We start from the raw sequence: 16,535 nt of genomic DNA, 5'->3' as shown, positions 1-16,535 counted from the left end.
GTTTATACAAAAAATTATTCCAACATTTTGAGAAAATCATCTTCATTAATAATAGGAATACCCAGACTTTTCGCTTTCTCGAGTTTAGCAGGCCCCATATTGTCACCGGCTAAGACATAATTAGTTTTTGAAGATATAGAACCGCTGTTCTTACCTCCATTCTGTTCTATCATACTCTTGTATTCATCGCGGGAATATTTTTCGAAAGTCCCGCTAATTACGATTGACAAGTCTTTCAGTTTTTCTGTTCTCTGGGCAATAATAGATTCACTAAGCTCAAATTGCAATCCAAATGTACGAAGTTTATTTATGACTTCAAGATTGTTAGGATTACTAAAATATTTAACGATGCTTTGAGCTATCCGATCACCAATTTCATCAACCTGTGTCAAGTCTTCTATTGTAGCGGCTTGTAACAAGTCGATATCAGGAAAAGCCAATGCTAGTTTTTTCGCTACGGTTTCGCCGACATAACGGATTCCCAAAGCAAAAAGCACTCTTTCGTAAGGTACAGATACCGATGCATGAATGCTATCTATTAGATTCTTGGCACTCTTCTCAGCCCAACGCTCAAGACGAGAGACATCCTGCCACTTTAGTGTATATAGGTCTGCAATATTTCGAATATATCCGGCATTGTAAAGGTGCTCTACAGTTTCTGTCCCTCCGGCAATATTCATCGCTTTTCGGGTCAGAAAGTGCTCGATACGCCCTTTTATCTGAGGTGGACATGACACATCGTTCGGGCAATAATATATAGCCTCTCCTTCATCTTTGACAAGAGGTGTACCACATTCGGGACAATCTTTTATAAACTCGACTTTAGTATCAAATATATTTCTTTGGGTAACATCTACCCCGGTGATCTTAGGTATTATTTCTCCTCCTTTTTCTACATAAACCTGATCATTGATATGTAAATCAAGAGAGTTAATATAATCTTCGTTATAAAGTGACGCTCGCTTAACGGTAGTTCCTGACAGCTTTACCGGTCTAAGGTTGGCCACAGGTGTAACAGCTCCTGTTCGCCCCACCTGATATGAGACAGACTCTAGCGTTGTAACAGCCTGCTCTGCCTGAAACTTGAAGGCAATAGCCCAACGAGGAAACTTAGAGGTAAAGCCTAGATTCTTTTGCTGTGTCAGCGAATTTACTTTAAGGACTATTCCATCTGTAGCTACAGGCAGGTTTTTACGCTCCTTATCCCAATAGTGTATATATGCGAATATTTCGTCTAAAGTCTTACACTTCTTGGTTGCATCCGAAATTTTAAAGCCCCATTCCTTCGCTTTCATCAGATTTTCGTAATGTCCGTCAGTAGGCAATTCTTCTCCTAACAAATAGTAGAGATAAGAGTCAAGCTTACGTGAAGCCACTATTTTAGGGTCTTGCTGCTTAAGTGTTCCTGATCCGGCATTACGCGGATTAGCAAAAAGGGCTTCTTCCTGTTCGGCTCTTTCCTTATTTATTTGATCAAACACAGACCACGGCATCAGAATCTCTCCTCTGATTTCAAACTCGGCAGGATAATCTGTTCCATGCAATCGCAAAGGAATACTACGAATAGTACGCACATTAGCTGTCACATCATCACCCTGCACACCATCGCCACGTGTAACGGCCTGAGTTAACTGACCGTTGATATATGTAAGAGAAATAGATGTTCCATCGTACTTTAATTCACATACAATTTCGAAATCATCATTCAACCCTTTCTTTACCCGATTGTAAAAATCTGTAATTTCTGCCTCTGTATATGTATTTCCCAACGATAACATGGGATATTTATGAGGGACTTGTTTGAATGATTTATTAATATCGCTGCCAACACGTTGACTCGGAGAATTAGGATCGAAATACTCAGGATACTGAGTTTCCAAATCGGTCAATTCCTTTAATTTCTTATCAAATTCAAAATCTGAAATAGTTGGTGCTGAAAGTACGTAATAGTCGTAATTATGTTTGTTCAACTCTTCCCGAAGAGTATCAATTTGGTGCTTTATCTGATCCATTCTTTTGTTAAAATCGTAAATACAAATATAAAAAGAAATAGGCTGAAAGTGTGCAAAATTAGATATTTTTCAGAAATCTATTTACACATTGACTTCTCTTCAGCTAACGGAATATCAAGTTACTTCTCATATTTTCTTTTTCTATACAGAGAAATCGAACCCATGACCAAAGCAATAAAAAATACAGGAAAAGCAATATTTAATATAGCATATTGATTTCTGTTTTCATAAGCCTCTTTTTTGTTCAGGATATATAGCTTTTGTTGCTTTGTCCTCAACTGCATCAGTCCGTCATCTCCTGTTAGCCAATTTACGGCATTCACAATAAAATCACGATTACCGAACTGCTGTTTGGAAACTCTATCATAACCCATAGGTAATACCTGAGAACTTTGTCCATGCCCCTGAATCTCATTTGTTATGATATCGGAAGATGAAACAACGATCATTTTTGTTCTTTCACTTATATTCTTAGTTTTATGACTATCAACTTTAATGCTATCAGGCATCATCCTATTTTGGAATACAGAAGTAAATATACCTTCGAGACTTACCGCCACAGGAACAAATTGCTGATCGAAATAGTCTTTATTGTTTTGTATTTTTGCAATATCAAAATCAATCGCATCAGGCACTTTTACTAAATGCGTGTTAGCTGAAGTAGTCAATAATATATGCTTTGTCACATTAGTAGAATTGTTTACAATATCGATAGAACTGGCAAACCCGGCTTTTACGTCCCTTATATTCTTTGTAATGGGAAAATCCTGAGACGGGATCAACAGTGGCTGAAAATAACTGGGCACAACCGAAGCCGACTGACCTCCTGCATCACTCATTAAATATGTAGAAACACACTGGCTATCCTGAATAAGGTTTGAATTTATGCGTACACCGTATGAAAAAAGCATATCATCGAGATTGACATCATTTTTCATACTTGCAGAATGTCCTAATTGAGCGAGATCCTGATGAGAGTAAAAAGCCCCATCGATAAGCCACAATACCTTACCTCCCGACATTATATACTGATCGAGGATATACTTATCCGTTTCACTATATTTTGATAAAGGCCCGGCAATAATCACAGCATCAAAGTTGTCCAATATATTAATTTCGTTACCAATCTGCCCCCTATTCACTGTGTAGTATTTAGATAATACTTCCTCGGCATCATATACATACGTACGTGAAATCTCATTATGACCTTCAATAAAAGCAATAGATTTAGATGCTTCCTGATTTAGTAAGCGAATAGCGTCTGTAAATTCAAACTCCAGACTCTCGATAGATGCATTTATGTTTTCTTCCGCTGTATACCCCGCAATATTTTTGAGCAAAGGAACAACCAGAGTATCTTTTCCGTTTGATATCTGGGCGTATGGATATATTATTTTTTTGCTGGCTTTCCCTTCCCTATCGATCTCGTTAAGAATAATACCGGGCATACCTCTTTGTGCCATCGCCTCATATATCTCAGAGGCAGAGCTTTCGGACTGATATATATTCGTTTGTCTTATTTCGAGACTGCTATTCACATATCGGTTATAATCATTTAATAGATTAACGGTTGCATCCTGCAAACGCTGGAATCCATAGTTGAGATCTCCACTCAAATATATATTTATATTAAGAGGAATCTCATTTTTCGTACCCTTCAAGAGGTTTATTGTATAATCACTTAGTGTATAACGCTTATCGGATGTAAAATCAATTCTATAATTAGGTATAAAGTACAATCCAACATTAAGGATAACAAACAAAACTACCCCCCTGACTAAAATTCTTGATTTACTCCCACTTAATACTACAAGAGCAAGAATTACAAACAAAACCAAATAATTAACAACAACAAGCAAGTCCTTAAATCGGATAACCCCCTTTTGCATCAATTCGTAATAATGAAACAGTCCCAGAGATGACACGGCTGCTTGCGTTTTTCCGGCAAGGAATAAGCCGGAGAGCAAAGCGAAGCCATAGTAAACAAAAACACTTAAAATTACTGAAGCTATAAGTGCTACAACCTGATTCTTAGACAAAGCCGACCCAAATAGACCGATAGATACAAAAACCATAACCAATAATAGCAAAGAAAAATACGAGGCAAAAATAGCATTAAGGTCAATGTTTCCTTCTGGATTGGCTAGTTGCGATAAAGAATAAACATAAACACATGTAGGCAATAAGGTAATAAATACGAAGATAAGTGCAGCCAGATATTTACTTAGATAGATATGGAAGATACTAACAGGCCTCGTCATTAGAATATCTAAAGTTTTTCCCTTTCGTTCTTCTGAAAAAGAGCGCATGGTAAGAGCCGGGATCAATACCAAAAATAGTATGGGAGACAAAGCGAAAAAGCCGCTCAGATCAGCGTAACCGGTATCCACCAGATTGTATTTTCCGGAGAAGAACCACAGTAAACCTCCTATAATGAGAAGAAAAGCTAAAGAAAAGAACGCTCCGAAGGAAGAGCAAAAAACAGACTTAAGTTCTTTAAATACTAAAGCTTTCATATATCTTTGTATAAATTGATGTTTAATTACACAATGGCTAAACGAGAGATAAAGATAGTTATTTTATTTGTTCTGATAATTGTAGTCCTTATCGGAGGATGGCGATTATATAACAAACTTGAAAAGAACAAACAATCTTTCTCTGTTGATATTTATGAATATATATCTCCTCAGGCAGTGGCTGTAATAAATATCAATAGAGAGTATAATCTGGATATGCTATACCAGTATGATCCTTCACTTCGCAGCTTAACGGGTGTACTCGGAGAAAATTTATCTTTTCCTACGATTATTTCAAAGTATAAAGACAATAGTAGTATTTTAATAACAAAAATAAAACAAGAGAAAGAATCAGAGATAGCAGATTATATAAGAAATCAGATAGCATCGGATTTTCCTCCTCACAAAAGAGAATATAAAGATGCAATCGTATGGTATTTTACTCAGCCGGATGATAAATTTCTCGTTTGCTCTTTTTACAAAGGAATGCTTGCCATCAGCAACCATCTCAGACCTATTGAAATATTTATTGATTCTGACTCGGAAAACACATTCTTTTCGGACGAAAATAACATCGAGTTTATAACCAAAATTCGAAATAGCACACCTGTCTGTATTTTCACAAAAGTGCAGGACAAAACGTTGGCTCTTAATTATGTCCTTTATGACAACTCAACACAACTAATAGGCTATATACTAGAAAACAAACAGAAGGCGGCAAACGAATTGATCAAATTAGATTACGCAACAATCCCCTTATTAATGGATTTTCCGGATAGAATGTGCATCGATAGCATAAACATACAAAATGGCAGCAAACCGGTAAGCGTAAAAATATTTCTAAACAAAAAGTTTTAAATTCGTGTTTATAAAAATATATTACAATTTATTAATTTAATAAAATAGTTATGTCGGTATTAAAAGAATTAAAGGAGTTTATGATGCGTGGCAACGTAGTTGATATGGCTGTCGGTGTCATTGTAGGTGGAGCATTCGGCAAGATTGTATCATCGCTTGTAAGCGATATTATCATGCCTCCAATCGGGGTTGTACTTGGCGGTGTCAATTTTTCGGACCTGAAAGTAACGCTAAAAGAAGCAGTAGGTGACGTAGCAGCTGTAACAATCAATTATGGCTCTTTTGTACAAACTGTTTTTGATTTTGTTATCATAGCCAGTGCTATATTTTTTGCTATCAAGGGTATCAATATGCTACAAAAGAAAAAAGAAGAAGCCCCTGCTGCCCCTCCGGCTCCAACTAAAGAGGAAACGTTACTAACAGAAATAAGAGATTTATTGAAGGAACAAAATAAAAATTAAATATATACCTTTTATAAATTGAACTTAACAAACAAGCATTATGGTAAAGTATTTCCCTATTTTATTTATAGCGATGTCACTATTGTTCTCCAGTTGTGGCAGCGTACCTGTAACCGGACGTAAACAATTGAATCTGGTTTCGAACCAAGAGGTTCTTTCGTTGAGTTTACAGCAATATCAACAATTTATAAAATCTGCGCCAATATCAACCGATAAGAAGAATACGGCATTGGTACAGAAAGTTGGTAGAAATATAGCGAATGCTGTTGAAACTTATCTGAAAAACAATGGTTATGCAGATGAATTAGCATCGTATGCATGGGAATTCAACCTCGTGAAGAGTGCTGATGTAAATGCTTTTTGCATGCCCGGTGGGAAAATTGTCGTATATGAAGGAATACTGCCTTACACTCAGGACGAAACTGGTCTGGCTGTTGTCTTAGGACATGAAGTCGCACATGCTGTTGCAAAACACGCAAATGAACGTATGAGCCAACAAATGATGACTGAATATGGTACAGCTGCAATAGGTACAGCACTTGGCGGGACATCAACCGGAGTACAACAAGCCGCTGCCGCAGCAATTGGGCTCGGTTCTCAATATGGAATTTTATTACCTTATTCACGCAAACAAGAATTAGAAGCTGATAAACTTGGTCTGATATTTATGGCAATGGCAGGATACAACCCGAGTCAGGCTGCTGCATTTTGGACTCGCATGTCGCAGCAAGGAAGTAGCACTCCTGAATTTATGAGTACTCACCCTTCAGACAACACACGTATCCAACAGATAGAAAAAGATTTGCCTGAAGCTATGAAATACTATAAAGGTGGAACAGGAGCAACGAATACGAATTCGTCAAAAACATCTAACAAATGGAAGTTCTAATTGAATAAAACATAAAACAGAAGAGGCTATCTCGTGTAAGGTAGTCTCTTTTATTTTAGAATTCCTTATAAAACGGAAAATCTGCAATGTCTAACAACGGTTTATCCCCACTACTGTCGCCGTATACATATAACTGATAAGTATCTCTATAAGGATAAAGTTCCAGGAAACGTTTGACCTTCTCTACTCCGTAGCAATTTTCACCTGTGAACTTCCCTGTTATTACGCCTTCTTTAACTTCAATCTCCGTACCGATAACTTTCTCAATATCGACTGATTGAGCCCAAGGCAAAATCCAATTGTAAATAGATGCGCTATTAATGAGAACTATATGCCCTTCCTGTTGATGAAATCTGATCTTATCGATCGCTTGTGATCTTAACGTCTGATTTATTCGATTCTTGTATTTTTCGCAAATAGCATTAAACTCCGATAATGTCTTTCCTTTAAAGAAATAAGAAAACAGCCGTTCCTTTGCCTTATCATTTGGGATAAACCCTAGTTTAAATAAAATCAAAATAGGAGAGAGAACAAACACCCCCCAAATCAACCGTGGAAACCCATAATAAAAGCGAATAAAATCGAATAAGGTATCTACGGTCGTTATAGTTCCGTCAAAGTCGAAAACAGCTATTACCTTCGATGAATTTGCATCTACCATTACCTAAAGAATTTTGTGATAACAAAGAAAGAAATAATCCATAAGATTATAATGATACGGATAAAATTATCTTTGAGGAATATCAATGTTGGATTACCACTCCTTTCTTCCACAAATATGATTTGTAAATATCGGAACAATCCAATAAATACAAAAAAGGAAGTCAGATAAAGATTATCTCCATTATGTTCTGTTACCTCCTGCGAAATAGTGTACATAATATAAGCAACCATCATTACCGCCGCTACAACCACAATCGCCACATTCAGAAATGGAATATTATACCCATCGACATTCTTACGAACTTTATCTCCTGTTTCCTCATAAATTACTACATCATCACGCCGTTTACCCAAAGCCAAGAATATAGCCAACAAAAAAGTCATGACCACAATCCACCGAGAAAGAGGAGTATCTGTAACAACCCCACCTATAAATATACGGATAACAAATCCTATAGCCACAATACTAATATCAATAACCGGTATATGTTTCAACCTTAGCGAGTAAAATATGTTTAGAATAAAATAAGACACCAATAATGCCAATGCGATATAGTTTCCTAAAACAAATATATACACAGACACACCGACTGCCACTAAACTAAGAATCATCAACAATGCCTCTTTTTTATTTATAGCTCCCGAAGCCAAAGGTCTATTTCGTTTCTCGGGATGAAGCCGGTCTGTTGCAATATCGTTCCAGTCGTTGATAATGTATATAGAACTGGCTATTAAACAAAAGCCGACAAAAGCCCATAAATCGGCAATCAACAATGGAATATGATCCATTTTAAAAGAAAAGAATAGAGGTAAAAAGATGAAAAAATTCTTTACCCACTGATGTATTCGCATCAATTGTAAATAGTGTTTTACTTTATTCATTATTTGTTTATTCTGTTGGATATAAAGATTGTGCCATATTAATAAAATCCGTGAGATGATACAGATTGTTTATAATCAAACCGACAAACATGCATATAAAGAATACGACAAAGGCCTTTGCTTGTTTTTCTTTCAACTTATTATACAGCCATCCGATTAATAAAGGAATACAATACACCCAGTGTGCGCCGTAGATAAAGGGCTGATTGATACCGAATTTCATTACACAGTGTATAATAATATCGATAAGGAATAGTAAGAAAATCATTTGTAAAAAAGGGTTCTTATAATTCTTTACCAGAGAAGCTACAATGATTGCCAGTATTAAAGCAACGAATGTATATTGCCACCAATAAGAATAATTTCCTTCAATTATATACTGCATCGTTGAATTGTAAGCTGTATAATTCATCATTGGAGGAAAGAAGATTGAAGAGCCAAAAAAATGAGTAAAAACCATCTGGAATAAAGAGGAGCCTCCCAAAGCGCTATTGGTAAAAGATTCTCTGTGTATGAAAATGGACTCAAAAAAATTCTTCGAAAGAAAAACTATACTAATAAGCTGAACAATAGATAATATCGCAAGAAATATTACCCCCAATAAAACGACCTTCTTTAATATACTTATTTTCTTTTCTTTAAAAAATAACACAGGGACAATACCTTTTGCAACATTAGTAAGTGTAATTCCTCCTAAAATAAAATCTGCTAAAACTATATTTGAAAGAAATGGAGGTGATTTTTGTTTCTTTATATAAGATGAATTGTAATAAACATTAAATGCCAAAAATATAGCAGATAGCGTAAAGCTTTCAGGTGTAAAGCTCAAGAGTAGATTTGTAGAAAAAAATGCGAAAAATAATGTTATCAAATAAGCTACAGACCTTTTTATTTCAATGATCTCTCTCAGATATCGAAAAATATAAACAGAGGACATACTGATCATCGAAGAGGACAATAAAACAAAGAGGAGAGTTTTAGCTTTGAATGTAACTAAATATGCAAGTCCATTGCCAATAAGAACAAAAGGGTAATAAAATAACATCAGGAGAGGATGCCCGCTTATCTGTGTTCGTCCCAACTTTAAGATTAAGGGATTATCATAAGAAAAATAAATATCTGTTTCATACGACATATTATCTATCACAGATGTACTTAATGCTATATATATCGAATAGGATAAATAAATTAATAGCAGTATAAAGAATAGCAACTTCTCTTCTTTTTTCTGGGGCAAAAGTGCTTTCGATAAAAATTTAAAATCAGTAATTTTAAAACGAATACTTTTATTCATATTTTATGCAAGTAAGTGTTAGTCTGGGATACACCGATCTTTATTAAGTTTGATAGGCAAACTCAAAAAATAAAAGCCAAAATTACATTAATTATTTTTAAATTACACAGATAATAATTGAAAATTAAAGAATTAGACTGTACTAGCTGTGTCAAAATTTATTATTAAAATCTGATCTCTGTTGAAATAAGAAGTATAGTATCTTGTTTTATTTATAAAATAATGGAGTTTCGTGTGAAGTTGCTTCAAAAAGAATCCTGCTAATCTCACGACTTGCAGGACCCCAACCTTAACACAAACTTTACAAAACTACACAATATATTTTTATTTATTTTTCTATCCTTTACGAAGCATTTATTTACCTCTGATCAATATTCTAAAACATACCTATCTGAGCGTCGAGCCTCGCCCTATATTCCGACGGAGACTGCCCTGTATGCTTTTTGAAAAATCTACCTAAAGAAGCTTGACTCGAAAAATGTGTATCCAATGTTATTTCCTGAATATTTAACGCTGTATTATTTAACAACGATTTTATTTCCAACAAAGTATATTCTACAATCCAGTCTTTGGCAGATCGACCACTTACATCCTTTATCACCTTAGAAAGATACTTGGGTGTTATATCCAATTGCTTCGCATAAAAAGACATTTCTTTATTTTCGTGGTAATGCTTTAGTATTAAAAGAAAAAATTGATATGCCAAGTTCTCTTTCCTCGAACAAGGAGTAGCATTCGTTGACAATAAGCTATTCTTAAAACTATAATAAACATCCAAATAAAAAAGTCTTATTAAACTTACTATATATTCCCGCTGAAACATACAGTCTGACGTAAGAAATCTTTCATTAACAAGATTATAGTATTCAGAATACCGAGACATCTCATTCTTAGTCAGTTTGTAAAAGTGCTTTTGCCTCATATATATGAAGAATAGTGGCGAAAAGCGTGAAATACCACCTAGAATATCATCTGTTATTGTTTGGGAAAGTAAAAAATAATCAATTTTAAAGTTGTCGCTTTTATCTTTTACCGAGATAGTCTGATTTGGCAATAAAACGATCATCTCACCTTCTACAAAACGATGCTCTTCTTGACGCTGATGAACTTCGATAGTAATAGCTCCTTCATGACAAATACCAACTATACCAAAAGTCGTACAAAATGCTGAATGAGGAACTGGTAAAGAGTGAGCATTCTTATATAATTTAAATTCGTTCTCTAACGAATATCCAAGCTCGTTACTTTCCTTTTCTAGCATGACTTTAGTTTAGTTTTGTTATGTGTTATTTATCATGAAATATTGCTCTTAATATTTCACGGTGCAAATATAGAATTTAATTTCTTAATAGCGAAAATAAATGGACTTTTAGTATAATATTTATAATTATTTAAACCTTTACTCTTCACTTCTTTTACAGATAGAGATTTTCTGTTATTTTCGATCCTTTTTCTTCATTCATTGATAGTTTTAATAAAATACTCAATAACAGATCATTAATATAAGAAGAAAGATATAATTACTCTCAGTTGTATTAAACTATAAGTCTACTAATCTTTAAACTCATTATTTTGATAAATAGTTATTTTTTTTGAAGATAAACTCCCAGCAGAACCTGGATATATATTTAGAAAATCTCGTTTACACGAATATCATCGTAGTGTTTCTATTTGTTTTGTTAATCTTTTGAATGATACCAATCGATTAAATAACTCATAAAAAACCGTCCTGAGACGGGCAATCTCAGGACGGTGAGAGGACAACCAAAGCAATCCTCATTTTCGGGAACTTTATAACTACCTTATAACAAGGCTTTGTCATATAGACAAATGTTTCACTAAAAATTATTATCAATATTTATATGCCTTGCTAGATTATCATCAGTGTAAGAATGGATATATTATTCTATTTCAAGATTCTGATTATTTTATAATTATAATGCATAGTTAGCAAAGACTCGCTTCAATAACAATAGGATACAACTTTTTGGCACAGCACAAAACGCATAAGATTCTACAGATAAAGAGATTAACCCCTTTCTTAAAACATTAAAATATGACTTTTTAAGGAGTAAAAAAATGCTATAACTTTTACCTTATAGCATCATATATCTCTTTGATTGTAATTTACTCTTATATTCAGCCTGTGTATTATTTCATTTGATGTATTTTCATTTCCAAAAACTTAAAAAAATCATCCGCATAAAAATCATCATCTTCATTCATATAATCACGACAAAAGACTCTATACTCATTGCCTTTTAGCCCGGGCTCAATTAAGAAATAATACAAAGCATCCCCCTCTCCTTCTTCCAAAACAGTCAATTCATTCTGAGATGTAGCATTACTTATTATCTGAGACTTATATAAATATAAAAGGCTATCTACATCTGCAATATTATAGTTTTCGGGAGGAGACACATATTTAACATATTCATCTTCTACTTTGAAGTACTCAAACTCCTGCGACCACCATTTATAAGAGTCAGGTAAAGAAAATCCTAATTCTTGCTCCGTGTAGTCAATCCACTCTTGCTTTACTACACCCTTCTTTCCGTGTTTTATTTTATATTCATTAGCTCTGAATAACTCAAGGAACTTATGATACGCGGGGGTCATCTATACTAATTTTAATGGTTTGAGATACAGAATACATTTAGCTTAAAAGTTAACAAATGACCAATTAAACTAATAATTCGACGTAAATATATTTACAAAGATACAATTCAAAATCAAATACGACCTTACTTGTCAGTAGCAAAATAAAACTTTCGAGATCAGAAACATTCTGCTATAAAACAGAAAAGGCATGCTCAAAGCATACCTTTTCCATTTTATTTTGTTTTCAAGAATGATCTAATTCATACTAAACTTATACCCTAAAGTCAATAGTCCTTGGAATGAGTTTGTCTTCAAAGAAGCTTTATCTGCTCCTGCAAAAGAATACAAATCTGCCTTCTGAGATTTCATTACAAAGGCAACATCTGTGTAAAAATAACCATTCGACCAATCGGATTTACCTCTTCTTTCAGGAATAAATTGATATCCTAATCCATAAGTGATATAGTGAGTATCGGCATCGAATGCATATTGCGTAACAGGACGAGGATCTGTAGTAACCTCATTTCCATTATTCTTTATTTTTGAGTCAAAAGGACTTTGCACCCATGAATAACCTACACGACCTGAAAATTTGCTGGTAAAACGATATTCAAGACCAACGCGTAAGGCTGATGCCATTTTGAAATCGTTTTTAATATATTCATTCGGGTCCGGAGAAAATGCTTTACTGTTACGATTAAACAGCTTCATATTATTCTTATAGTTTGTCAATTCATAATCTGCACTTATGATAGCCTTTGTCCCTATAACTCCCGCCATACTAAATGTCCATTTATCGGGTGTACGTAATTTATAATCAAAAACAGCATCTTCCCGCCCATCGTAGCTTTTTACTGTTCCTGCTACATAATCGGGATCAAGACTAGAGCTAGATACTCCTGATAAATTATGACTCAAATCGGCAGCAAAATGATCTGTCATTTTATACCATGTTGGTGAGTGGTAAGCAATACCTATACGGAATTCTTGAACCGGTTTTATTATAACTCCCGCTTTTACTTGCCAACCTGTTCCATCCGTTCTATTCCAATTATACAAATCAAATCTGCGATTATCTGCCAGTGCGCCATTTCCATCAGGCATATACTCTGTATATTGAGAATAGAGACGATAGTTTATATCTGTCATAGAAATTGTAGCACCAACGCTCACGATATCAGAGAAAGAAGTTCCGATATTGAAATCATATGAACTAATATAACCTTTTTCTTCCACAAACAAATCATTAGAAACGTTGTTTGATATTGCCGGACTATAGCTACCTCCGTTAGAACCTTCATTTATCAAAAAAGAATTGTAGCCTAATACCGTCAACCAATCCTGACTGTCCCACACTCCCCAAAAGTCATTATCTTTTAGAGATAAGCGTGAAGCTGGAACTTCATTGAAATTGGCTCTACCAGCCATATAACCGGTAAGAGATCGAGTATTATCGCCCATTACGGCATATTTCCTGTCAAAGCTTTTTAAACGGTTATAAGAAAATCCAAAATTAAGAAAAGGAACTACGTCATCATATAAAGGAAAAGTTCCCACAAAGGCTAAATTATCAAAAGCAAAAGTAAATTTATTTTCATTTTGCTTACCTATATTCAACTGACCTTGTGACTTTGTATTCTGAAAATTCATTGTAGTCACAATTTCAGACTTTTGATAAACTCCTATACCGGCAGGATTTATTGCGATACCGGAGATATCACCTCCCAGTGCACCAAATGCACCCCCCATAGCCACAGATCTTGCCGTACCGGTTAAATCATTCTTGGAAAATCTGTATGCATCCATTTCATTTTGAGCATAAACCATTCCTACCGAAAAGGCAACAGCAAGCATTAATAATGATAATTTTTTCATATTTCAATATTTTTTATCTAACAGATGAAATTTGCATGTTTAAACTCTTTCGAAACGAAACATACACATTTCAGAGTATATTAAATGTTCTATTTTCTTATATTTTCCATAAAAAGCTGTTCCAATAACCACGTTTGTTGAAACAGCTTTTATATTTTTTATTATGATACGATCGTATTATCTGCGTCCGCTACTACTTCTACCACCGCCGCCACTGTATGATCCTCCACCGGAAGAACGTCCCGAAGAAGAACTACCGGAGCTGTAAGAACCTGAGCTTCTTGAAGAAGAGCTACTAGAAGAACTACTACTATAACTTGGGTGTGAACTTGAAGAAGACGAACTGCTGCTATTATAGCTTGGTCGGCTACTAGAAGAGCTACTAGACGAACTGCCACTGTTGTAACTTGGACGGCTGCTACTAGAAGAGCTCCTTGATGGGCTACTACTGTTATAGCTTGGTCTTGAGGAACTACCGGACGATCCACTATTATAACTTGGTCGGGTACTGTTGGACGAACCACTATTGTAACTTGGACGGCTACTATTTGATGAACCGCTGTCATAACTTGGGCGTGTGCTCGGACGAGTACTTACATCGGATGAAGAACCTCTTCCCGAAGATGTTCCGCTATTGTAACTTGGACGAGTAGTAGGTCGTGTACTAATACCGCTTGACGATCCTCTACCTGTAGATGTGCCGCTATTGTAGCTTGGACGAGTAGCCGGACGGGTGCTCACACCGCTTGACGACCTTCTACCGGTACTATATGATGGACGAGTACTTACGTTACTTGATCCTCTACCCGAACTGTATGATGGTCGAGTACTTACACTAGAAGAAGCCCCACGTCCTCCACTATATGAAGAATATCTGCCGGAGTTATTATATCCGGAGTTGTAGCGTCCTGAATTATTGTAAGCCGAGTATCTGCCGCTTGAGCTATATCGTGGACGTCCAGAATACGAATAGTTTGAACGATGATAATGTCCACCACCATACCAGCCTCCACCGCCGTACCAGCCGGAATACCAGCCACCATACCAAGGACTATTCCATCCCCAACCCCAAGAGCCTCCATACCAAGGTCTGCTCCAACCCCAGCCCCAAGAGCCATAGTACCAAGGATCATACCATCCCCATGCATAAGAAGGGGAATACCATGAATCGTACCAAGGATAATATCCATATCCTCCCCAACCCCAGCCGAAGTTTACGTTAAAATTCCAACCTCGATTACGATAATAGTTGCTATATGTATCATTTACAACATATACATTAATCTCGTTATCACTAGAAATTTTAACACTATTAGCGGGATCGTGGAATCTTACTATACGATCGGTATATTCATAATCATTATATCCATCTGCGTTTACAATAGAGTCGTCAGGCATCTGTATTTGCTCGGCATCGTATACGCTTACATTACCTCTACGGTTATAAGCATCTACATCGATATTCACATTCCCTGTTCGCTCTAATGTTATATCCCCATTGTCTTTCACTACCAAAACCTGAGTTTGGTCTACTTGCTTTTGGGGAGCAGTAGTCTTTACTTTTACTTCTTTCTGTTTCGATTCTTTCGATTTAGAAGTAGCATATATGTCATCCCATTCCTGAGCAAAAGCCAAGAACGGTATAGCTGACACGAGAATCATTAGAAACATTTTTTTAGCTTTCATAATCTGCTCTCCTATAATTATTATTTACTAATTTAGTTTTGTATTCACTTACTGTACAATATACTTTCATGTATATATCTTAGACTAAACATTCGTCAAAAGGTTTAAAACTTACAGTAAGATCTTATGGTATATAAAACAAATGTACGACTTTTATTTTTCAATTCAATATTATATATACTAAAGATGCGAAGAAACAAACCGATGTTGCTCCCTATTGTGTTAAAAATAGTTATCCTTAGGTTATTTCTTCACATAACCTCGTTTATACCAATAAAAAGATGCTTCTTGGTTTAGAAGGTACTTTTAGCGACGTTTATTTTCGAATTATAGAGAACGTGATGAGGTAAAAGAAAAAGCGTATTTATAAAAGTCACATTAAGCGAATTCATGATTGAATTTTCTCTCCATTACAATATAATCATAGCCATTTTTAGAGAAAAATTCATCGGTTTCACTATAACCAAATTTTTTATAAAAATCGGTTGCTTCACTGCGGGCATTGCACCATAGACGATCTAGCTTTAAATCGTTTGCATAAGATATAAGCCACTCCATTAGAGCTGTAGCATATCCTTTACCTTGCATTTCGCTGCGAGTTGCTAGTTTTCGGAACTGAACATCTCTACCATGCAGAAATATAGACATAACAGATACTAAGTCATCATTTTCGTATACACCAATATGCAAACCTCTGTCATCGTCAGGCAATTTTACGAACTCAATATCTTTATCCGGATACATCACTTGCCTGCGCAAGCCCAAGACATCTTCATATGGGGCTTCGGAAATAATCAT

13 protein-coding genes are annotated in these 16,535 nt (G+C 35.4%); 3 read left to right on the top strand and 10 right to left on the bottom strand.

What is annotated here, in order from left to right:
• Positions 1–14: 14 nt before the first annotated feature.
• Together ligA and gldG are read right to left on the bottom strand one after the other, a co-directional pair.
• Positions 15–2,012 carry an NAD-dependent DNA ligase LigA gene (ligA, locus tag E4T88_RS03330; RefSeq protein WP_135104047.1) on the bottom strand — a complete coding sequence of 666 codons (1,998 nt, stop codon included), beginning with the start codon at positions 2,010–2,012 and terminating at the stop codon, positions 15–17.
• A 119-nt stretch (positions 2,013–2,131) separates the two neighbouring features.
• On the bottom strand, positions 2,132–4,528 hold the full coding sequence (gene gldG / locus E4T88_RS03325) for a gliding motility-associated ABC transporter substrate-binding protein GldG (RefSeq protein ID WP_135104046.1): 2,397 nt from the start codon (positions 4,526–4,528) through the stop codon (positions 2,132–2,134).
• Positions 4,529–4,561: 33 nt separating this feature from the next.
• Between gldG and E4T88_RS03320 the strand changes: the two genes are divergently transcribed.
• From E4T88_RS03320 to E4T88_RS03310, 3 genes are read left to right on the top strand one after another with little or no spacing between them, the layout of a single operon-like run.
• Positions 4,562–5,386: a hypothetical protein gene (locus E4T88_RS03320; RefSeq protein WP_135104045.1), complete on the top strand. Its 825-nt coding sequence runs from the start codon at positions 4,562–4,564 to the stop codon at positions 5,384–5,386.
• Between the two features lie 50 nt (positions 5,387–5,436).
• On the top strand, positions 5,437–5,847 hold the full coding sequence (gene mscL, locus E4T88_RS03315) for a large-conductance mechanosensitive channel protein MscL (protein WP_135104044.1): 411 nt from the start codon (positions 5,437–5,439) through the stop codon (positions 5,845–5,847).
• 40 nt (positions 5,848–5,887) lie between these two features.
• Positions 5,888–6,736 carry a M48 family metallopeptidase gene (locus tag E4T88_RS03310; RefSeq protein WP_135104043.1) on the top strand — a complete coding sequence of 283 codons (849 nt, stop codon included), beginning with the start codon at positions 5,888–5,890 and terminating at the stop codon, positions 6,734–6,736.
• A 55-nt stretch (positions 6,737–6,791) separates the two neighbouring features.
• Here E4T88_RS03310 and E4T88_RS03305 read toward each other — a convergent pair whose 3' ends face one another.
• The 8 genes from E4T88_RS03305 to E4T88_RS03270 form a co-directional block, all read right to left on the bottom strand.
• Positions 6,792–7,397, bottom strand: a complete 606-nt coding sequence (locus E4T88_RS03305; protein ID WP_135104042.1) for an HAD family hydrolase — start codon at positions 7,395–7,397, stop codon at positions 6,792–6,794.
• The gene (locus E4T88_RS03300) at positions 7,397–8,281 is read right to left on the bottom strand and encodes a UbiA prenyltransferase family protein (RefSeq protein ID WP_135104041.1); all 885 of its coding nucleotides are present in this window, start codon (positions 8,279–8,281) and stop codon (positions 7,397–7,399) included. Before E4T88_RS03300 ends, E4T88_RS03305 begins: the two co-directional genes overlap by 1 nt.
• Before the next feature lie 7 nt (positions 8,282–8,288).
• Positions 8,289–9,575, bottom strand: a complete 1,287-nt coding sequence (locus E4T88_RS03295; RefSeq protein WP_135104040.1) for a DUF6080 domain-containing protein — start codon at positions 9,573–9,575, stop codon at positions 8,289–8,291.
• A 376-nt stretch (positions 9,576–9,951) separates the two neighbouring features.
• Positions 9,952–10,836 carry a helix-turn-helix domain-containing protein gene (locus E4T88_RS03290; RefSeq protein ID WP_135104039.1) on the bottom strand — a complete coding sequence of 295 codons (885 nt, stop codon included), beginning with the start codon at positions 10,834–10,836 and terminating at the stop codon, positions 9,952–9,954.
• A gap of 890 nt (positions 10,837–11,726) precedes the next feature.
• Positions 11,727–12,194 (bottom strand): SMI1/KNR4 family protein, encoded by a 468-nt coding sequence (locus E4T88_RS03285; RefSeq protein WP_135104038.1) that lies wholly within the window; start codon positions 12,192–12,194, stop codon positions 11,727–11,729.
• A gap of 237 nt (positions 12,195–12,431) precedes the next feature.
• A complete protein-coding gene (locus E4T88_RS03280) occupies positions 12,432–14,051 on the bottom strand; it encodes an OmpP1/FadL family transporter (RefSeq protein ID WP_135104037.1) in 1,620 nt (539 codons plus the stop codon).
• A 177-nt stretch (positions 14,052–14,228) separates the two neighbouring features.
• On the bottom strand, positions 14,229–15,737 hold the full coding sequence (locus E4T88_RS03275; protein WP_228093698.1) for a dermokine domain-containing protein: 1,509 nt from the start codon (positions 15,735–15,737) through the stop codon (positions 14,229–14,231).
• Positions 15,738–16,115: 378 nt separating this feature from the next.
• Positions 16,116–16,535, bottom strand: a complete 420-nt coding sequence (locus E4T88_RS03270; protein ID WP_135104036.1) for a GNAT family N-acetyltransferase — start codon at positions 16,533–16,535, stop codon at positions 16,116–16,118.

The organism is Dysgonomonas mossii (genome assembly GCF_004569505.1).
Lineage (GTDB): Bacteria > Bacteroidota > Bacteroidia > Bacteroidales > Dysgonomonadaceae > Dysgonomonas.
The sequence above is the reverse complement of the archived record's forward strand: the minus strand, read 5'-3'. Positions and strand labels throughout refer to the sequence as shown.